This window comes from Aggregatimonas sangjinii (assembly GCF_005943945.1).
GTDB lineage: Bacteria > Bacteroidota > Bacteroidia > Flavobacteriales > Flavobacteriaceae > Pelagihabitans > Pelagihabitans sangjinii.
This window is the reverse complement of sequence record NZ_CP040710.1, coordinates 1,338,905-1,359,844: the sequence shown is the minus strand read 5'-3', so window position 1 is coordinate 1,359,844 and position 20,940 is coordinate 1,338,905. Positions and strand designations below refer to the sequence as shown.

Here is a 20,940-nt window from a genome sequence, read left to right as displayed (position 1 = left end):
TTCAAGGATTATGGACATAGGAACAATCGTAATCATACTTCTACTCGCTATTGGCTCTATTCAAGGAATGATTTATGGATTTATCCTCCTTAAATCGACTAAACATAATAAGTTGGCCAATAGAATATTAGCAACGATTCTACTTTTACTGTCTTATCGTCTTTCTATTCAAATAATGAGGTTGTTTGGTTTAGGGTATTATGATAGTTGGTATTACGTGATGATAGACATAAGTTGGATCTATGGTGCACTTATATACTTTTACACAAAAGCACGGACACAGCCTAATTTTAAGTTTAAAAAGAAAGATTGGATACATTTTCTTCCGGTTATTGTTCAAATATGCTGTAGTGTTTTTGTAAGGCTTCAAAATATATATTGGGACGGTACAAAAGAAAGCTTATCGTGGTTGGGATATTATGGTTACGTAGTATGGATGAACAATTCAACCATTTATATAGTGGCCAGTATTTTAATAATCGGATATGCCTACAAATCCCTAAAACTAGTGAATTCAGTAAATGAAAAGATTGAAATCAAAAGAACTGATCCCGCCTGGATAAAACGTATCATAACATCATTTTTGGTCTATTTTTCATTGGTCTTGATTGTTCTTTTGGTTGATTTAGTGATTTATAAATCTTTGAATAATGGTTCTTATTTTTATTTTACTCGATTTTATTACTATCCTTTTTTTATAGGGATAGCTATTATAACATATTGGATAGGATTAGAAGGTTTTTCTAGACGAAATGACCCGAAGCTCACTATCAAGACTAGAATACATCCTGACGAATTCGAACGACTTAAGGATATATCTAGACAGCTTGAAAATGCAATGGAAAACGATAAGTTATTTAAAGACCAAGAACTTTCACTGCGTAGTGTTTCAGAACGGTTGAAGATTAAACCGTATCTCATTTCAAAAAGTCTAAATGAGATTTATAATAAACGATTTAATGACTTTGTAAATGAATACAGAGTAAAAGAAGTGCAATTACTTTTGCAAAATTCCAATAGTTCAAAATATACTTTGCTCAGCATCGCTATGGATGCAGGTTTTAATTCAAAGTCTTCATTTAACCGTGCAGTTAAAAAGCAACTTGGTATTTTGCCAAGCGAGTTAAAGACTAAAAGGTAAGGTGTCAACTCTGATAATGACACTGTTTTAATGCAACTAAATAGGTTTCAATTTGCCATTTGAAACTGTTTTCCAATATCAATAGTATAGGTTTGTGCCAAATTAAAAACCGCTTAATATGACAATAATTTATGTATTGTTATAGAGTTTATTGCTGTCAATTCTTAGTAATTTGAGAGCGCTATCTACAGATATGGCCTTTTCGGTTCTAGTTGTTAGATGGAAACGCGATATAACTCCACAGGATAAAACAGATTCAAATTTTGCTATGAAAAACAGCACGAAAAATGAGGCCAACATCTCCAAAAGTGAGTTTTATCGCCAAGTTGTAAAAACTAGAAATGCACCAATCAACACGCAATCAGGAATTAGTTATGGTGCTTTTGTATCAAATTACGACTCAGGTATTTAAATACTATATTTTACCATAAAAGTGAGATATTAGAAGATAGAACACAAGCTACAGATAAGAATTTCTCAGCGTTTTGGATGGTAACAAAAAGTAATTAAAGTCTATGAAAACCAACCTATACTTCATCGCGGTTATTTGTATTTTTTTGAGCTGCAAATCGACACAAAAGACAGCAAAAGAATTTGTTCCAACTTTTTCGGTTTCTAAAAAAACAACGCATAAAATTCCTGACGGACAAGACTACACATTTGGGTATTTAGAGGTTCTTGAAAACAGAAACAATACGACTGGAAAATCAATAAAGTTTCCGGTCTATATTTTCAAAAGTAGAAGCAAAAACCCAAAAAAAGACCCCATCATCTATACGGTAGGTGGCCCAGGGTCAACTACAATGCCATCTGCGCAATACATGAATTACTACACATATCTTGATGACAGGGATTTTATTCTCGTAGAGCAACGTGGAAATTATTATGCGCGACCACATTTAAATTGCCCGGAATGGGCACAGGCAATCTATGAATCAAATCAACCCAATTTTGATTCAGCCAAATACGATGAGTTATTTGCGAAAGCAGCGAAATCTTGCAAAGAACGGCTGGAACAAAAAGGTATTGACTTAAATGGATACAATACCAACGAAATAGCAGCTGACATCAATGATTTGGTCAACACCCTAGGAATTGACGAATACAATCTACTTACAATGTCGTACAGCACTAAAATCGCTCAAGTCTTAATGCGTGATTATCCAGATAAAATTAGAAGTGTTGTAATGGATTCGCCGCTTCCTTTGGAAGTGAATTACGATGCAGAAAGCGTTCAGAATCTAATGGAGTCTATCACGTCATTGCTTTCCGATTGTAAAAACGACAAAGACTGCAACACTGCTTATCCAAACATTAAAAATCGATTTTTTGAGTATTTAAAGGAAAAGACAATTGATCCGTTAAAAGTTGAAGTCGAGAACCCAAAAACTGGTAATTTGGAGTCATTTTACTTAAGTGGCAGCGATTTAATTACGGTGTTCACTTCAGCTTCGACCGGAAGTGTTCCTAACATTCCATCTGAAATTGCCAAATTATTGAATGATGATATGAGTTCCGTAAAAGAAAGACTGGCATATCTCTTTCAAGAGCCGAGTGGCGGTGCGGGAGTTGGAATGCGTCTTTCTGTATGGTGTTCAGAAGAAAATCCTTTTAATCCTATTGACAAAATAGAAAGTGAAACAAACAAATATCCAGAAGTGAAAGGACTGTCACCTGCTGTTTTTGACAATGAGATATGCGAAATATGGGCCGTCAAAAAAGCTGCGGAAATTGAAAATTATGCAGTCCAAAGCGATATTCCTGTTCTATTTATAAGCGGAGAATATGATAATAAGACACCAGCGAAATGGGCAAAGTCGATGACTCACAATTTCACGAATAGCTTTCATCTTATTTTTAAAGGTTGGAAACATACACCAACAACTAATTGGAGCAACCGATGTGCAATGGAATCGGCAAATGATTTTTTCAATAAGCCCAGGCAGGAACCAAACTCTGATTGTTTCCGACAGATTGAAGGTCTCAAATTTAAAACGGAATAGAAGTAACTGTTTCCTACGCGTTTCTTACAACATAGCGGTTGAAGTGCTTCATCGAGGGCAATTTTCGTAGATTTTAAGTTAGTTATAAATTGGAAAGTAAAGGCATAAGTCGCACTACTTCTACATACCCATATCAACAATACCTCAAAGCTTCAGAAATCAAATAGTTTTACAAAGAGAATCATCGACTTTTAGATACATTTCTCCATCAAAGAAATAGTAAATTTTCGCCCATTACTCCTGAATATTTACTACTTTTATTGTATGCACTACCGACCAAAACACTTCCCAAATATGTTTTGTCTAATGTATCGGTCAAAGGCCAATCCGAATCTTGGAGGAAGTCAAATAGCTGAAATTCTCGAAAAAGCCCGCAGAAACAACAAGCAGAAAGATATTACCGGCTGTTTGCTTTTTTACAATGAACATTTTATTCAATATCTCGAAGGAGAACAGCATAAAGTCATGACACTTTATGACCGTATTCAACAGGATGACAGACACTTTGATATTACCCTGCTTTCATCGACACAAATCGAGGAGCGCGAGTTCGGCAGTTGGGATATGGCCTATGAAAACCTTTTTGGCAACAACTGCCAACTGCATTATTTGAAGTTACTCGTAAGTAGTTTTATCGACGATGCAGACTCGAGCTACGGCCTAAATCCGACCTCGATACATTTCTGGAAGGCTACCAAAAAATTATTGGAAGACCATCGAAAATTAAGCGATTCTTAGTCTTTATTGTTATTCTTTAGAGTAAAAGAAAGTCGCGCAGTGCCATTGCCTTCCGTCAGCTAATCTTAATACGATTATTTCGTTTTTGGAGGTAAGTGTTTCATTAAGAATCTTATTCTTATACCAAATTCTTTTTTTGCCATAGCTTACTGAATACCAGAAACAAAACTCCGCATAACAACCAGGCCGGTAGTGTTACAAAAGATAGGAACACATCAAACTGCAAGGAGATAAAATAGAATAGGCCAAAGCTTATCGCCCAAGCCAAAAAGACTGACTTGTTAAATTGAATATTCGCCACTTCGGCATAATTCTTAACGACTCCTGCTTCTTTGTGAAAGAAATGTTCAAAGACGATAATGGCCCCAAAAGGCGCTAGGATAAAACCGTATAAGGCCACGAACCCCAGTAACTTCATCGCAAAAGCTGGAAAAAGTCCGGCCACTGTCGCTACGGTACCGGCAATAATAGTTACCCAAAAAGTGGAGACCTTGGGCATGATGGCCTGAAATGCCAGTCCTGCCCTATAAATCGTGGGGTTGGCCGTAGTCCAACCCGCCAAAACCACAGCGATAATGCCAAAAATGCCAATGGCGTTGTTTGCCAACGGACCAGGCGCCACCGGTGGTGCCTCTCCATTGGCCAAAAATGCTTGTGCCTCTGGTGATTTGAGATAAACCGCATAGAGCAAAGCTGCCGCTATCCAGGCCATATAGTGCCCTACATACATTCCCGCTGCGGTAGTCCAGCCCGAATCGGCTTTTTTTGCAAATCTAAAAACCGAAAGATCGGACATACCTACGTGCATGGCCGCATTCGCGAACCAAGACCAAATGACGACATGCCAAAAGGTGTATTTCAATTGACCTGGAAAAGGTTCCGAACCTTCGCCCCAAATATTCCAAAAATCTGAAAAGCTCTTTACTCCCAGTTGATTAAGGGCCACAATACCACAGGCAATAAATGCAAGAACAATTACCGGAGACATCCAGTTCGCAGCCTTCGAGACCGTATCGTACCCTTTGGAGGCGATTAATGAGATGACCGCGCCAATGAGCACCACTATGATGACCCATGTGGCTCCATTGGGCGTGGTGTCGGTCAGTTTCGGCATTTCCATATCGAACGGGATTCCAACTGCCGTGGCAGAGACCGTAATCATGGCCCCGGCAAGAAAACAAAAGAGTATTCCATTGGCCAGATTATAGCCGATGACCAATTTCTTTCCACAGATTTTTTCCAATTGATAGTAGAGTGTTAACCGATTTTCGACAGCAATCTTAGCCGTAAGAAAGCGCCAGCTCAAAACGGCCAAGAGATTTCCTATCAATAAACCAACGATCAAATCGAAAGCACTTACGCCAGCTGTTAAAAACAAAGGGCCGATCATGAATTCGGTGCCTGCCGCATGCTCGCCTGCATACATTCCCAAAAAGCTTTTCCAACTTTTCCATTTCGATGGTGGTACGGGTTCCCTCTCGAATTCGCCACCGGCGATTTCCTCGATTTCCTCGTCTATATTGTACTGGGTCATTACTATTTGGTTTTAGTTGGTTATTAGGTGTTTTGGTAAGTCTTCCACACGTTCGCAGCACAACTGGTCCATTACCTGCTTAAATTGTGTCTTCAACATCGATATGGTGTGGTCTCCCCCCCTATTTCCCAAAGCGCCGCAACCATATAGAAAAGACCTACCCATAAAAGTGAATTTGGCGCCAGTTGCCATTGCCCTGGCGATATCCGGTCCCGACCTAAGTCCGCTATCCATCATGACTTCTATTTCATTACTGTACTTGGCCGTGATTTCCGAGAGGGAATTTATCGTTGATTGGGCGGCATCCAACTGCCTACCGCCATGATTCGAAACGATGATACCGTCGAAACCCAGTCGTATGGCATCTTGGGTATCCTGTTCGGAAGCTACGCCTTTGAGCACTAATTTTCCTTTCCATTTATCGCGTATAGGTTTTATACGCTCCTCGTTCAAACGTCCGGAAAAAGTCTTATCCATAAACTGCCCCAACTGCTTCAGATTTAATCCTTCAGGGGTATAGGGCTTCAGGGTTTCAAATGTTGGCTGACCATATTTTAAGGTGTTAAATGCCCAAGTAGGTTTACCCATTATCTGCATGATATTGGTAATCGACATTTTTGGCGGTAAGGCGAGTCCGTTTCGGATATCCCTAGGCCGATACCCGAAGGTCGGTACATCGCAAAGCAAAACCAGCACAGGACATCCCGCCGCTGCCGCGCGTTCAATGATATCGTCTCTTAACGCATCCTCGGCAGGATTGTACAACTGAAACCAAGCGTTTCCCTCGGTCAATTCGCTTGCCTGTTCTATGCTCATCGTAGTTACGGTACTCAGAATAAAGGGAATGTTGTTTTTAAACGCCGACTTGGCCAAAATCTCCGGAGAATTGGGCCACATCAGACCTTGAAGACCGACAGGCGCAATTCCGAAAGGTGCATCGAATTCCATGCCCAATACGGAAGTCTTAGTTGAACTAACACCTCTGTTTCTCAAATATCTGGGCTGTAATTGCACTTCACGTATCTCGGCGGTATTTCTGGAAATACTAACATCTTCATTGCAGCCACCATCTAAATATTCAAATGCGAATTTGGGTATACGGCGCTTGGCCTTGCTTCTCAAATCGTCCATTGACGGGTAGTCGGGGTTGAATTCCTGGGCCATAAAAATGGTTTATTTTAATGTTAGGGGACGGTGCTTTTTGAGTGAGTAGTTTTTCCTTAAAAATTTAGGCTCCAAAGTTACGTCCGAAATAACTATAGCGGCCCCCAAGGCAGATCCCAAGGAAGAGTCCGTGGTGCTGAGCTTCATATTTCTCAAATAGTGCGATAGCATTTGAATATACACCTCGTTATCGCTAAACCCGCCATCAACGTACAATCGCTCGATTTTTTCATTTCCAATGGCCGACCGTATGCTTTTTTCTTGCAGCAAGACCAATTCCAACATAAGTTGATGATAGGCGTGCTCGAATTTGGTATACGTAATTTTAGTCTTTTCGGGCATAGTTTCAGAGGCAATACTAGACCATTTGAACATCGGAACAAAGTCTTTGTTGACCTCAAAAAAGGTGTCCTGATTAAACTTTACCTTCTTATGGGAGTCCTCTGGTACCTTAAAATATTTAGATAGTGCTTTCACTTGAAGCTTATACTCGTTTCCAAGGAACAGTCTTGAAACGCGTACAGGACTCCCATCGATTCGCATATTGAAGAGACTATCGTTTTCAATGTCCTCTGCGCTAAGCATACCCTTGTTGAACGGATTGATCGAAATGCTCCAGGTTCCCGTAGAGACCAGAACAAATGGTTTCGAAATACTTCTGATATAGGGTAACAGCGCGGAAGAACTATCATGAATGCCAGCACCCATTTGAATGGATTTTCCATTATACGTAACCGGTATCGTTTTTCTTGAAGAAGCAATGGGGGGTAATTTTTCATTTATCCCTTCTTGATACACCCAAGCATGGTAGTCTTTTTTTTCAAAATCCCAGAGTAAGGTGTGACAGCCAATACTAGTAAATTCACTTACTGGAACTCCTGTAAACAAATAACTGAGGTATTGGGGAAGGTGAAGCGAATATTTAATTTTATCGTAAACAGCTGGTTTGGTATGCTTCATCCAGTACAGGTGCATACCAGTATTCAGCATTCCCAATTTCGGTGAACCTGTTACCCTGGAAAGTTCACTTTCAGGGCCATAGGTATCGTAAAAAGAATCATAAATTTCATCTTTTAAGGGCTTCATGTAATTATAAAGGGGTGCAAGTACGTTTCCGTTTTCGTCAAGATGCACCAAACTCGCCCCGTAGCATGAAAAATTCAAGGCTATTATTTCAAATTCAGGATTGTTCAGCATCTTGTCGAATACGGCTTTTGCCCAGTTTTCAAGAGCGTTCAAATTTTCGGTGGGATACCCATCCTCGTCTGTAATCTCATCGAAACGGCTATATTCACGATACACTTCTTGAAAATCCGAATCAAAAAGAAAAAACTTTTTGTTGGTTCTACCGATATCGAATACCGCAGTAACTTTAATGCTCATTGTAATTTTCTTATAGTCCAGATGCCACGGAGTCGGCTCCTCTTTCCTTAATTAGATTTTCCCTGATTTTTAAAGTGCGATACGTCTCAATAGGGTTTATAGCGCCGTTTCGATTCAACCTGGCTTTTTCCAGTAAGGGTCTAACATCTGTTCGATAGGCGTCTTGAAGTATTTCCTGACATTTTACGACATCGTGATTTTGTTGCGCCAAGGTGAGCGCTTTTTGATCGACCAATAAGGCCTTGGCATACGCCTCTTGAATGGCTTCCAATGATTGGATCAAATCTTCCAAAGGGTCTTTTACATTATGACTTGCATCTATCATCCATGCCGGATAGGGATTCTGCGGATTATTTTCCATCCCGTATACCAGCGCATTGAAAATCAAAAATAAGGCATAGGGTTTTACGCTACCGACCGTTAGGTCGTCATCACCATATTTGCTATCGTTAAAGTGAAAACCCCCTAATTTTCCCTTTAACATCAAGGTCGAAACAATCTGTTCGATATTGGTATTGGGAAGATGGTGGCCAAGATCGACCAAGGTGTAGGCCTTATCCCCACAGGCATTGGCGAGCATAAAAGAAGTACCCCAATCCTGTATTACCGTACTGTAAAAATTAGGCTCGTACGGCTTATATTCTATAAACAGCTTCCAATCATTGGGAAGAGTCTTGTAAATTTCCTTCAAACTATCCTCGGTATGGCTAAGTGCTTTCTGAAAATTGCCTTGTCCGGGAAAGTTGGTACCGTCGGCCAACCAGACGGTCAAGCTTTTAGAACCGAGCCTATCACCGATTTTGATTACGTCGACATTGTGCGCAATGGCTTGTTCGCGAACGGCACTATTGGTATTGCTCAATGACCCGTACTTATAGCTTTCTTTGGCGTTTTTTTGATCTTGGAAAGTATTGGAGTTAACGGCATCGAAGACGATATCATGCGACTTGGCCAAATCTTTGATGGCATCGTAATCGCTGGGAACATCCCACGGAATGTGTAATGATACGGCCCCAGCGGTCTGCGTTAGCTTATGCAGTATTCCGATATCATCTATTTTTTGCTCGAGATTAGCAGGTTCGCCCTGAAATCCGAAACGTCCGAATCGGGTTCCTCCGGCACCAAGTGCCCAACTAGGAATCGCAACCTGAAAGTCTTGAAGTTTTTGTAAAATCGCGTTAATATCGTGTCCGTCATTCGTCATGATGCCGGCCAAGAAATCGAAATGCTCGTTATGCCTGGCAATGCTCTTTTTATTGGCATCCTCAAGTCGATTCTCATCTATTCTCATACTAGGTCGTGTTTACTACTGGTAAAATACTTCCCAGACGGCGCAAATGTCCATTTGGGGGTTAGAAATGTAATGAAATTGCGCCTATCTTACAAAAGCGTTGGCCATGCCGCCGTCGACGTTGATGATGTTCCCGGTGGTCTTGTCCAATATGCCCACGCATGCGAATACGCCGTTGGCGATGTCCTCGGGATAGATGATCTCGTTGAGCAGGTTGCGCTTGGCGTAGTGGGCGGGCAGCTCATCGACGGTGATGCCGTAGGCCTTCGCCCGGCCCTCGGCCCAGTCGCCCTCCCATATCTTGCTCCCCACGATCACCCCGTCGGGGTTGACCGTGTTCACGCGTATCTTGTCGCCGCCCAGCTCGGCCGCCAACAGGCGCGCCATGTGCTGTTGGGCGGCCTTCGAGGTGCCGTAGCCCACGTTGTTCGGCCCGGACACCAGCCCGTTCTTGCTCGCGATGCTGATGAAGTCGCCGCCCAGCCCCTGCTTGCGCATGATCGCGACGGCCTGCTTGGCGAGCTGGAACTGCCCCTTGACCAGTACGTCCTGCAGCAGGTCCCAGTCCTTTTCGGTCGTGTCCTCGATGGGCTTCGAGATCGCTAGCCCTGCGCTGTGCACGACGATGTCGACGCCCCCGAACTCCAGACAGGCCTTCCCGTAGGCCGCCGCTATCGATGCGCCCTCGGTCACGTCGCAGACGGTATAGCTGGCGGTATCCCTCCCGTAGGTGGAAACACCTTCCTTGAGCCTGTCCTCCGCGATATCGGTCAGTACCACGTTGGCGCCCTCCTCGGCCAGTTTGTCGGCGATGGCCTTGCCGATCCCGCCGCCGGCGCCCGTGACCAGAGCCACTTTTCTGGATAATGGTTTTTCCTTGGGCATGCGCTGTAGTTTCGCCTCCTCCAGGAGCCAGTACTCGATATCGAAGGCCTCCTGCCGAGGCAGCGAGGTGTATTCGGTAATGGCCTCCGCGCCCCGCATCACGTTGATGGCGTTCACGTAGAACTCGTTGGCGACACGGGTGGTCTGTTTGTTCTTGGCGAAGCTGAACATGCCCACGCCGGGGTATATGATGATCACCGGGTTGGCATCGCGCACCGCCGGGCTGTTCTCCCGCTTATGGGAATCGTAATAGTCCTGGTATCCTTGCCGGTACTCCTCGAAGGCCGGACGGAGCTTGGCCAGGACGGCCCCGGTATCGGAGAGGTCCTCCTTGGCATCCAACCGGAGTACCAAGGGCTGTATCTTGGTCCTGAGGAAATGGTCGGGGCAGGAGGTGCCCATGGGCGCGAGTCGCTCCAGGTCGTTGCTGTTGATGTACTCGAGCACCACGTCGCTATCGGTAAAATGGCCGATCATCCTGTTTTCGGAAGAGCACAGGCCCCGCAGCATGGGCATGAGCTGGGCCGCTTTCTCCAGGCGCTCCTCCTTGGGCAGGCTCTCTATTTTCTGTCCGCCGAAAACGCTCCCGTTCTCCTTTATCTTTTTTTCGATGAACTCCGAGGCCATCTCTATGACCTCCAGGCTGTTCATGTAACATTCGTGCGAGGTGTCGCCCCAGGTGAAGAGCCCGTGGCTGCCCAGCACGATCCCGCGGATGCCGGGGTTCTCGTTCAGGCACTTCTCCAGCTGTAGCCCCAGGTCGAAACCGGGCCGTTGCCAGGGCACCCAGCCCATGGTATCGCCCCAGATCTCCCTGGTCACCTTCTCGCTGTCCTTGGCGGCGGCCACCGCGATCAGCGCGTCGGGGTGCAGGTGGTCGATGTGCTTGAAGGGCAGCAGCCCGTGCAGGGGCGTGTCTATCGAGGGGGCCTTGCTGTCGAGGTCGTAGATGCAGTGGTTGAAGAGCCCTACCATGCGGTCCTCGTCGGCCAGGCCGCCGTAGACGTTCTTCAGGTCCCGCAGCCTATCGGTGTACAGCCCGGCGATACCCGCCTTGGTCAAGGTGCCTATGTCGCCCCCGGAGCCCTTGATCCACATCACCTCGACATCGGCATCGGTGAGCGGGTCCTTTTCGATGGTCTTGCAGCTGGTATTGCCCCCGCCGTAGTTGGTTATCCTCAGGTCGGCCCCAAGGATGTTGGAGCGGTAGAGGAACAATGCCACTTGGTCGTCGCCGAGCGCGGCGGCCTTCTTATCGTCCCAAAGGTGGTCGACGTACTTGAATCGCTGTGTAGTACTTTTCATCTATTCGTAGTATTGGTGTTGGTCAACGAAAATAAAATATACAGCGTGGTATTCTATCCTGTACTGTACCGCTTGCTTCAAAAATAAAATTGTTTACTTTTAAGGAATAGGGATTTACATCTTTGGCACTACCCCAAATTATGTACAATTCGATAAATTTAAATACTAAGCGACCTCAGCCAATGGATATTTTCAACTACATCAAAATTAAAGAGGATTCAAGGGTACCCAAATACAAGCAGATAGTAGATGCGATCATCGATAATATTTCCGCAGGGAACTTAAAGATGGATGATAAGATTCCCTCGATAAACCTTTTTAGCGAAGAATATCTCCTGTCAAGAGATACGGTCGAAAAGGCCTATAACATACTAAAGGAACGCAAAGTAATTTTATCCATAAGGGGAAAAGGATATTACATAACTCGTACAAAATTAATTTCCAAAGTCAATATTCTCTTTTTGATCAATAAATTGAGTTCCTATAAGTTGCGTATCTACAATTCGTTCGTGAATAGTATCAGCGGCAAGGCGCATACCGATTTGCACATTTATCATTGTGAGGAAGACCTTTTCCTAAACCTTTTAGAGAAAAATAGAGGCGCTTATGATTTTTACGTCATTATGCCGCACTTTAAGACCGATGAATTGAAGCACGTAAGCTTTACCCCCGAAGTCATCAAGGCCATTGATGGGATTCCAAAAAACAAGCTGATTATTATGGATAACCCTATTTCCAAGATAAAGGGGGCCTTTATTGAAATTTATCAGGATTTTGAGAACGATATTTATAATGCTTTACAAGCAGGGTTGACGAAGATTTCGAAATATGAAAAATTGATTATCGCCTACCCAGAAAATTCGGTCTACCCCTATCCGAAAAGAATATTGCACGGGTTTCGCAAATTCTGTATCGAGCATTCCATCGACTTTGAGGTATTGGAAGAAATCTTTGATGATATCGTACTGAGGAAAGGTGATCTTTTTATTACGATCGGGGAATCAGACTTGGTAAACCTTGTCAACCAAATCCGTAATCAGGAATTTACTTTGGGAGAGGATATCGGTGTTATTTCCTATAATGATACCCCCCTGAAACAACTCTTGGGCATAACTTGTATTTCTACCGACTTTAGGGCGATGGGTGAAACCGCGGCCCATATGATTATGGATAAAAAGAAAGGAAAAGTCAAAAACCCTTTCAATTTTATAGATCGAAATTCGCTTTAGATTACAGGGGCTTATTTCCTAAATTAGTTGCTGCATCTTTGCCAGCTCCACCACTTCAAATTCTTCTTATTGGTAGGATTCTAGCGATTTAGTGGCGATAACTAAATCATTCTTTGGTTTATACTAATCGCTAAGCATAAATTTTCATGTTTTAGCTATTGTATTCGCTTTGCGATATTTCTAATCATTAACATAGACTTATATTATCCTTGCAGTGACAAACTATTGATCTGCCAACACTATCAGAAGGGGAGGACATAATTCAGGATATCAATCCAAGCATGAGGAAAACATGTCACTGAATAATGCTTCCTATCAATATCCATCGCTTAGGTGATTGCATCTCCTCAGAGTCCCAAACTAGCAAAAAAACAAGGCTGTAGTTACTTTGACAAATGTAACTTATTGTTTACCAAACAGTTTAGATTATCTAATTAACTTTTTCAGGACAGTGCGGTATAGTACAGCATTGTACAGGATGGCAGTATGAAAATAGCCAAGTATATTTGAGTAACTACAACGTTAGAGTTTCTTTCGTTGGGAACCTAAATAACTTACAACCTAAAAACATGATTATGAAAAAAACATCAATTAGAAGTTCGGGGAGAAGTTTTCTCTTTGCTTTTGTTCTGCTTTTCGGTATTTCGCTACATGCTCAAAGTATAACTGTTTCCGGTACTGTCACCTCAGGAGATGGCGTTGGGCCATTGCCCGGAGTAAACGTTTTGGTAAAGGGCACAACGACAGGATCGGTTACCGATTTTGATGGTAATTACAGTATTGTAGCGCCCGATGCGAACAGTACACTGGTGTTCTCATACATTGGCTTCACAACCCAGGAAGTACCCGTAAATGGTAGAAATACCATTGATGTGGTAATGTCCGAAGATGCTACCGCCTTAGACGAAGTAGTACTGGTAGGGTACGGTACACAAATTAAAAGAGAGGTTACAGGCTCGGTTCAGACAGTAGACTTAACCGAACTGGCCGATATTCCAGTAACACAGGTTGCCCAAAAACTACAAGGACAACTAGCCGGTGTTCAAATTAATCAGACCACAGGCGTCCCTGGTGAGGGTATGAACGTTCGTATAAGAGGACAATTATCGATTTCAGGAGGTAGCGACCCGTTATATGTAGTAGATGGATTTCCGATTGCGGGTAACCTAAATAATATAAATCCAGCAGAAATTGAAAATATTACTGTCTTAAAAGATGCGGCATCGACCTCTTTATATGGTTCAAGGGCGGCCAATGGCGTTGTATTGATTACTACCAAACAAGGTAAGGTAGGTAAGACCAATGTTAGTTTGAATATATCTACAGGTCTCCAAAGCGTACCGCAGCGCGGTAGGTTAGAAATGATGAATGCGGTTGAATTTGCCCAGTTCAAAAAAGAGTACTACGAAGATCAGGGTGATCCTGTACCTGATATTTTTCAAGATCCTTCGCAATATGAAGGACAGACCAATGATTGGTACGATGCCATGCTACGTACGGCACCAATATCCATCTATAATTTACAAGTTTCCGGTGGTTCGGAAAAATTTCGTTCTTCACTTGTTGCCGGCTTAACAAAACAAGACGGTGTCGTTTTAGGCAGTGACTTTCAACAAGTTACTTTGAGGGCTAATATGGCCTATAATCCGTCCGACAAAGTCGAAATAGGGGTAAATGTTGCCCCTAGCTGGGTAATTCGAAATGACCCGGCAACTGATGGTACAAGGGGTACGGGTATCCTTTTCAACGCCCTGCACACTTGGCCAATAATGCCTATCTACAATCCTGATGGTACTAGAACCGAATTCAACAGGTTCCCGGCAGATACCGGAAACATATTCGCTTACGCCAACTGGTTAAATTCGGCGGAGCGTATAAAAAATGAAGATAGGGACCTTAACATACTCTCCAATGCCTATATAGAGTTTAAACCTATTAGTGGGCTGAGTATAAAATCTAGCTTAAATGCCGAGTTCTACCAAAGGAATTCCACGTTCTTTAGTCCAACAAATGCTACTAATGCAATAAACCGGCCCATACCCACGAACAATGTAGGTATTTGGGACAATAGAGATCGATTTAATTGGGTTAATGAGAATACGATTACCTATACCAATTCAATTGGAGATCATAATTTCTCTATTTTAGGAGGTTTTATGTATCAAAAATTTAGAACGGATAGAAGCCGAATACGTGCTACCGATTTCCCAGATGACCGTCTACCTTTTATTCAAACAGCGGTGAATATAGATAGGCGAGGAAACCAGACTTTTGACGAAATTCAAGAAAGCACTCTGGTGTCCGCACTTTCACGGTTGACCTATAATTATAAGGGTAAGTATTTATTAACGGCTGCAATACGTAGCGACGGTTCTTCTAGATTTGGTTCTGACAACAGATGGGGTACCTTTCCCTCCGTTTCGGCCGGTTGGATTGCTTCCGACGAATCTTTTTTAGAAGATTCGAATACGATATCATTACTGAAATTGAGAGGAAGCTGGGGCGTTACCGGTAACTTTAATATTGGTAACTACACGCAATATGCTTTAATAGACAACAATGTTCCCGCGGTTTTCGGTGATACGTTTGCGCCGGGCGCCGCCGTGAATTCCTTATCCAATCCAAATCTGGGGTGGGAAACAACGGAGCAGTTTGACATTGGACTTGATTTGAGCCTTTTTAACGACAGGGTTTCTTTTATTTATGATTACTACACAAAAAATACCACCAATCTACTGTTCAATATTCAAGTGCCTAGGGAGTCGGGCTTCTCCAATTTCAGTGATAATATTGGTGAAATCAAATTCTGGGGACATGAATTTGCTTTAAACACAGTAAATACTACGGGAAAATTCAAATGGACCACCAATGCCAACATTTCATTTAACAGAAATGAAGTTGTAGCCTTGGCCGATGGTATCGATCAAGTCTTTGGCCCGGGTGGCTGGCACATCACCCAAGTAGGACAACCGTTTGCGCAATTCTATGGGCATTTATCCGACGGAGTATATTTAAATCAAGCCGATTTGGATAGTTCACCGCAGGTACCTGGCCGATCCACCGTTGGTAGTATCAAACTAATTGATGTCAATGGCGATGGGGTCATAACAAGAGGAGGACTCAACGATGACCGAGCTATCACCGGAAATCCGTTTCCAGACTTCACCTATGGTATCACCAATAGAATAACGTACGGTAATTGGGATTTTTCGATCATAGGTACAGGATCTCAGGGTAATGAGGTATTAGTGCGGCACCTATTCAGTACAACAAACTTAGATGGAGTATTCAACCTTTTAAAAGATGTAGAAAACCGCTTCAGATCAGTTGATAATCCTGGTGATGGTTTTTATGGTACCACTGTCGGTGGCGGCAGGGTAACAGGTATTGAAAGGGATTGGATCAACGATCGTTTCGTGGCAAATGCCTCTTTTTTCAATATTAGAAACATTACTTTAGGGTATACGATTCCAGGACTGGAAGAATACTTTAAATCGGCCCGTATCTATGGATCTATTCAGAACGTGCACATATTTACAAAATATTGGGGCGGACCAAACCCCGAAATCAGCGTTCAAAACAACGGACAAGGCGATGGCGGAAATCTAGCTCCTGGGGTAGATATCTCAGGATATCCGATACCACGAATAGTAAATATTGGTGTAAGCCTCAATTTCTAAGTAAAAGCATAACTTTAGATAATCACTCAGTTCGATAAATAAAAATTATAAAAATGAAAAAAATAATCATATTCCTTGGTCTTATCTGCTTTATTGCAATAAGTTGTGAAGACGAGTTAAATGTCTTTCCCGAAGATTCTCTAAGTGTACCGACCTTCTTCCAAACAGAAGACGATTTTGTACAAGCCGTGAATGGAACATATGCTCCCTTACGAACGATGTACAATCAAACAAAACCTTTCATGGCCGAAATGAGCTCTGATAATACATATTTTGCGAGAAATACCGCTTTTGGGGCAACGGAAAATAACCAAGACATCGCCGATCACTCGATGATTACCGATGACGGTATTACACCCAATTCCAATGTTCAAAACCAGTATCGACAATTATACGCGATAGTAGCTCGCGCCAATCAGATTTTAGTAACCGTAGACGATGCTGAAATAGACCAAGCCGTAAAGGATAATGTTAAAGGCCAAGCCCTATTCTTAAGAGCCTTTGCCTATTTTGACTTGGTACAGTTTTATGGATCGGTACCGCTTCATCTTGAACCGGTACTGGATCGCGAAGGCGCAGCGTTACCACTATCTTCGCCAGATGTAATATATCCTCAAATCATTGCAGATGCCCAAGCTGCGATTCCACTGCTACCTCCTAAATCGGTACAAGAACCAGGTCGTGTTACTTCGGGGGCTGCACAAACGCTTTTGGCCAATGTTTATATTGTATTACAGGAGTGGGCCGCAGCGGAAACACTTTTAAAGGCAGTGGTCAATAGCGGTGAATATATGCTTATGCCTGATTACGAAGATGCATTCTCAGGGAATAGCGACAACAAGAACAACATGGAGTCGGTTTTCGAGATACAGTATAGAGAGGGAGCCGAAGGGGTTCAAGGTAACTTTATGTACAATTTTCTCCCTCGGCCCATTGAAGCGGATGAGGTTGGAGCATTATTCGGTACGGCCGATCCACAACCCATAAACGGACAAGGAAACAATATTCCCACACCGGATATTATCGCAGCCTACGAGGATGGCGATTTAAGAGAGGATGGTTCCATCATGTATATCGAAACCAGAGAAAGTTTCTGGAACGATGGCATCTATCCCATTATTAAAAAATATGTAGAGCCTCATGCTTTACATAACAATCACGGTATGAACTTTCCCGTATACCGTTATGCCGAAGTCTTATTGTTTTTGGCGGAGGCTTTGGAAGAGCAGGGTAAGGATGGTGAAGCGATAACCTATTTGAATCAGGTTCGTACTCGAGCTGGCTTGGGAGCCCATACCGGAGACTTGGGCGATGCCATTTTCAGGGAACGTCGCGTAGAATTGGCCTTTGAGAATAAACGCTGGTTCGATTTATTGAGAAAAGGCATTGCTATTCAGGTAATGACGGAGTTTGGCAACAGGGTGATAAACAATCCTAACGATTATTACCTTCCTGAAGGGGTGCCGGCAGCTGGAAACGCCTTTACCAATATTAGGGAACGTTATGCATTACCTTCTTCCGAATCGGAATTAAATCCTAATTTTTAAAAAACTTTACTTTATGAGTAGAAAGACTTTTACGGGAAGATGTAGTTCATATGTACTGACGGCCTTATCGATGATGGTATTGATTTCTTGTGTCGAGGAAGGCACAACTGATGTCGCGGAACAATTGCCCCCCAAATTAGCAAAGCTTAAGCTACAGTCCGATTTCAAGGCAGAACATCTTTACAGTCCTTCTGAAAATGACCAAGGGTCCTGGGTAGCCATGACTTTCGATGATAAGAATAGATTGATCACATCAGATCAATACGGTGCGCTATACCGTATGGAAATTCCACCCGTAGGATCTGGCGAGAGTATTTCCAAGTTGGAGAAGCTTAAGATTCAAACCGCCGAGCCGGTGGCCGATTCCATTATTCAAATGGGTTATGCACAGGGGCTGTTATATGCCTTCAACAGTCTGTATGTGATGGTGAACCATAGGGGCAACGAGGAGTTTGAGAAAACCAGTGGCCTGTACCGTTTGCAGGATACAGACAATGATGACGAGTACGATACGGTTACGCTATTAAAATCGCTTGATGGCGCAGGGGAGCACGGGCCGCACAGCATAGTTTTGTCACCTGACGAAAAGTCATTGTACGTTATTGCGGGAAATCACACGGATTTACCTGAGATGGACAGCTATCGACTACCCCAGAATTGGGAAGATGACAATCTTCTGTACAAGATAAAAGATCCGCGAGGCCACGCCAATGACCGAGGTGCTCCAGGCGGTTGGGTCGCCAATATAGACCCGGAAGGAAAAAACTGGGAATTGGTATCGGCAGGCTTTCGCAATCCTTTCGACTTGGCCTTTAACGAATTGGGAGATATGTTCGTCTACGACTCTGACATGGAATGGGATTTGGGGATGCCTTGGTACCGTCCCACCCGAATCTGTCACGTTACGAGCGGCTCGGAATTTGGCTGGCGTACCGGGAATGGTAAATGGTCTCCGGCTTACCCGGACAACCTACCTCCTGTTATGAATATTGGGCAAGGTTCCCCGACCAACGTTATCTATGGGATGAATGCAAAATTTCCTGAGAAATACCGTCGGAGTATTTTCGCTTTTGATTGGAGTTTTGGAATTATATACGCCATGGAATTGGAAACAAAAGGGTCTTCATATTCCGGTACCAAGGAAGAATTTCTTTCTGGACTTCCACTACCTCTTACCGATGGTGTTATAGGGCCTGATGGCGCTATGTATTTTATGACAGGGGGGCGACGTATCGACTCCGACCTCTACCGAGTGTATTTCGATGGCGATAAAGAGGAAATTCCCACCGAACATATCGCTCTAGAACAAACGGAAACCAATAAAATTAGAAAAGAATTGGAAAGCTACCATTCCGGTGCCAAGGAAGGCGCGGTCGAAGCAGCGTGGCCTTTTCTTGATAGTGATGACCGCTTTATACAATATGCTGCCCGTATCGCTATTGAGCATCAACCCACAGCTATATGGGAGAATCGGGTATATGAAGAAAAAGAAGCCGCCAAGAAAATTCACGCTGCCGTTGCTTTGGCACGACAAGGCGATTCGGGTCAGCAAGAAAAACTAATAAATACTTTGACCGAAATTGATTTTGCTAGCTTAAGTACAGCAAAACAGGTAGACTTAGTACGCGCCATCGAATTGGTCCTTTCCCGAATGGGAAAAGCTAGACCGAACATTGAACAAAAAATCGGTAACTACTTGGCATCACACTATCCTGCTAAGACCGATGTATTGAACCAGCTGTTGAGTAAAACATTGGTTTATGTCGGAGAACCTTCCGTAATTTCCAAAACCATTGCGCTATTGGAAAAACCTCTTGGTGAAAATGCAGACGTCATGGCCAATACGGCCACTGAGGCGGCGGACCTTATTTTAAGGAATCCTCAATACGGAATGGCGATTGCCGAAACATTGAAAAATATGCCACCGGCCCAAAGCACCTATTATGGGAATGTACTGAGTGATGCCAAAAACGGATGGACACCCGAACTCCGCGAGAAATACTTTAAATGGTTCCATAAGGCGTTCTCCTACAAGGCGGGAAGAAGTTATATCGGTTTTGTCGATAATGCCCGAAAAAACGCTCTAGCCAAGATATCAGAGAATCAGTTTGAGTTATACAATCAAATGTCCGGGGATTCTTTATTGAGCAGTTCGGGAAACGAGCTCGTCGGCAATGCCATTCAGCCCAAAGGTCCTAGAAAGAATTGGACGGAAGAAGATATTGAACCCTTACTTGCTGAAGGATTAGGAGTTAGAGACTTCGAACAAGGTAGGAATATGTACTTGGCGACAAACTGTGTTACCTGTCATGCCATGAGAGGAGAGGGACAGAATATTGGTCCGGAACTCACACAAATCGGTACGCGCTTCTCTCCTGAAGATATGCTCAAGTCGATAATAAATCCGAATGAGGTAATTTCCGATCAATACAATTCTACTGTATTTTCATTGCATGATGGCAGTTCGATTGTAGGTAGATTAATCAGCGAAGAGGGTGATACCTATAAAATTTCCCAAAATCCGTACGCGCCGGATGTCATCAGAAGCATTCCTAAAAGTGATGTTGCAAGTACAAAAATGTCAACGGTATCATTGATGCCGCCGGGTACGATCAACCGATTAAATGATGAGGAAGTCAAAGATTTATTGGCTTATTTGATTGCAGGAGGTAATCCCGAAAATTCAATTTACAAAACCGCTATAGATGATACCGGAAAGTAATTGAAATTGATAATCCAATTCTAATTGTGGGGCGTTGAAAGAATTGCAAAGATGAATTCGTTTTTTATAAATTGTCATCCTAGAGTAAAAATTGATTGGTGAACTACTAGGTAGAGGAGTGAAAAATGTAATCGACTTTCATCTTCATAAGTAAAAGGTCATCACTTTCAATGAACAAGTAATTTACAATAGGGATTGGGAATCGGAAAAGAAATCGGAATTTTCTATCAAAATCCATATGAATTTCTTAGGTCAAAAAAGTATCCCAGTAGCCGATTCATACGGCTTGTATGTTGCCTAACTATTAATTCCAACTAA

General features: G+C 43.1%; 13 protein-coding genes. 8 read left to right on the top strand and 5 right to left on the bottom strand.

Features of this window, described 5'->3' with window-relative positions:
* The first annotated feature begins 10 nt into the window (after positions 1–10).
* The 4 genes from FGM00_RS05495 (at position 11) to FGM00_RS05480 (ending at position 3,882) form a co-directional block, all read left to right on the top strand.
* Entirely contained in the window at positions 11–1,141 is a 1,131-nt protein-coding gene (locus tag FGM00_RS05495; protein ID WP_138851935.1) for a helix-turn-helix domain-containing protein, read from the top strand.
* A gap of 172 nt (positions 1,142–1,313) precedes the next feature.
* Positions 1,314–1,553 (top strand): hypothetical protein, encoded by a 240-nt coding sequence (locus FGM00_RS05490; RefSeq protein ID WP_138851934.1) that lies wholly within the window; start codon positions 1,314–1,316, stop codon positions 1,551–1,553.
* Positions 1,554–1,656: 103 nt separating this feature from the next.
* Positions 1,657–3,144 carry an alpha/beta fold hydrolase gene (locus FGM00_RS05485; protein ID WP_138851933.1) on the top strand — a complete coding sequence of 496 codons (1,488 nt, stop codon included), beginning with the start codon at positions 1,657–1,659 and terminating at the stop codon, positions 3,142–3,144.
* Positions 3,145–3,450: 306 nt separating this feature from the next.
* Complete coding sequence (locus FGM00_RS05480) at positions 3,451–3,882, top strand: BLUF domain-containing protein (protein ID WP_175416188.1); 432 nt, start codon at positions 3,451–3,453, stop codon at positions 3,880–3,882.
* A 118-nt stretch (positions 3,883–4,000) separates the two neighbouring features.
* Here FGM00_RS05480 and FGM00_RS05475 read toward each other — a convergent pair whose 3' ends face one another.
* From FGM00_RS05475 to FGM00_RS05455, 5 genes are all read right to left on the bottom strand, one after another.
* The gene (locus tag FGM00_RS05475; protein ID WP_138851931.1) at positions 4,001–5,416 is read right to left on the bottom strand and encodes a purine-cytosine permease family protein; all 1,416 of its coding nucleotides are present in this window, start codon (positions 5,414–5,416) and stop codon (positions 4,001–4,003) included.
* A gap of 12 nt (positions 5,417–5,428) precedes the next feature.
* Positions 5,429–6,580, bottom strand: coding sequence for an alpha-hydroxy acid oxidase (locus tag FGM00_RS05470; RefSeq protein WP_138851930.1), 1,152 nt, complete (start codon positions 6,578–6,580; stop codon positions 5,429–5,431).
* 9 nt (positions 6,581–6,589) lie between these two features.
* The gene (locus FGM00_RS05465) at positions 6,590–7,963 is read right to left on the bottom strand and encodes an FGGY-family carbohydrate kinase (RefSeq protein WP_138851929.1); all 1,374 of its coding nucleotides are present in this window, start codon (positions 7,961–7,963) and stop codon (positions 6,590–6,592) included.
* A 10-nt stretch (positions 7,964–7,973) separates the two neighbouring features.
* Positions 7,974–9,254, bottom strand: a complete 1,281-nt coding sequence (locus tag FGM00_RS05460; protein ID WP_138851928.1) for a sugar isomerase — start codon at positions 9,252–9,254, stop codon at positions 7,974–7,976.
* 84 nt (positions 9,255–9,338) lie between these two features.
* Entirely contained in the window at positions 9,339–11,444 is a 2,106-nt protein-coding gene (locus FGM00_RS05455; RefSeq protein WP_138851927.1) for a bifunctional aldolase/short-chain dehydrogenase, read from the bottom strand.
* A 182-nt stretch (positions 11,445–11,626) separates the two neighbouring features.
* Here FGM00_RS05455 and FGM00_RS05450 point away from each other — a divergent pair, with 182 nt between their 5' ends.
* The 4 genes from FGM00_RS05450 (at position 11,627) to FGM00_RS05435 (ending at position 20,622) form a co-directional block, all read left to right on the top strand.
* Complete coding sequence (locus FGM00_RS05450) at positions 11,627–12,673, top strand: GntR family transcriptional regulator (protein WP_175416187.1); 1,047 nt, start codon at positions 11,627–11,629, stop codon at positions 12,671–12,673.
* Positions 12,674–13,248: 575 nt separating this feature from the next.
* A complete protein-coding gene (locus FGM00_RS05445; RefSeq protein WP_236262936.1) occupies positions 13,249–16,353 on the top strand; it encodes a SusC/RagA family TonB-linked outer membrane protein in 3,105 nt (1,034 codons plus the stop codon).
* A 53-nt stretch (positions 16,354–16,406) separates the two neighbouring features.
* The gene (locus tag FGM00_RS05440; protein WP_138851925.1) at positions 16,407–17,900 is read left to right on the top strand and encodes a RagB/SusD family nutrient uptake outer membrane protein; all 1,494 of its coding nucleotides are present in this window, start codon (positions 16,407–16,409) and stop codon (positions 17,898–17,900) included.
* Positions 17,901–17,913: 13 nt separating this feature from the next.
* A complete protein-coding gene (locus FGM00_RS05435; protein ID WP_138851924.1) occupies positions 17,914–20,622 on the top strand; it encodes a c-type cytochrome in 2,709 nt (902 codons plus the stop codon).
* The last annotated feature ends 318 nt before the right edge of the window (positions 20,623–20,940 follow it).

Bases quoted from the DNA above. Each gene is read 5' to 3' on its own strand.
- FGM00_RS05495 (WP_138851935.1), top strand. From the start codon at position 11: ATGGACATAGGAACAATCGTAATCATACTTCTACTCGCTATTGGCTCT.
- FGM00_RS05485 (WP_138851933.1), top strand. From the start codon at position 1,657: ATGAAAACCAACCTATACTTCATCGCGGTTATTTGTATTTTTTTGAGC.
- FGM00_RS05480 (WP_175416188.1), top strand. From the start codon at position 3,451: ATGTATCGGTCAAAGGCCAATCCGAATCTTGGAGGAAGTCAAATAGCT.
- FGM00_RS05475 (WP_138851931.1), bottom strand. From the start codon at position 5,416: ATGACCCAGTACAATATAGACGAGGAAATCGAGGAAATCGCCGGTGGC.
- FGM00_RS05470 (WP_138851930.1), bottom strand. From the start codon at position 6,580: ATGGCCCAGGAATTCAACCCCGACTACCCGTCAATGGACGATTTGAGA.
- FGM00_RS05465 (WP_138851929.1), bottom strand. From the start codon at position 7,963: ATGAGCATTAAAGTTACTGCGGTATTCGATATCGGTAGAACCAACAAA.
- FGM00_RS05460 (WP_138851928.1), bottom strand. From the start codon at position 9,254: ATGAGAATAGATGAGAATCGACTTGAGGATGCCAATAAAAAGAGCATT.
- FGM00_RS05455 (WP_138851927.1), bottom strand. From the start codon at position 11,444: ATGAAAAGTACTACACAGCGATTCAAGTACGTCGACCACCTTTGGGAC.
- FGM00_RS05450 (WP_175416187.1), top strand. From the start codon at position 11,627: ATGGATATTTTCAACTACATCAAAATTAAAGAGGATTCAAGGGTACCC.
- FGM00_RS05445 (WP_236262936.1), top strand. From the start codon at position 13,249: ATGAAAAAAACATCAATTAGAAGTTCGGGGAGAAGTTTTCTCTTTGCT.
- FGM00_RS05440 (WP_138851925.1), top strand. From the start codon at position 16,407: ATGAAAAAAATAATCATATTCCTTGGTCTTATCTGCTTTATTGCAATA.
- FGM00_RS05435 (WP_138851924.1), top strand. From the start codon at position 17,914: ATGAGTAGAAAGACTTTTACGGGAAGATGTAGTTCATATGTACTGACG.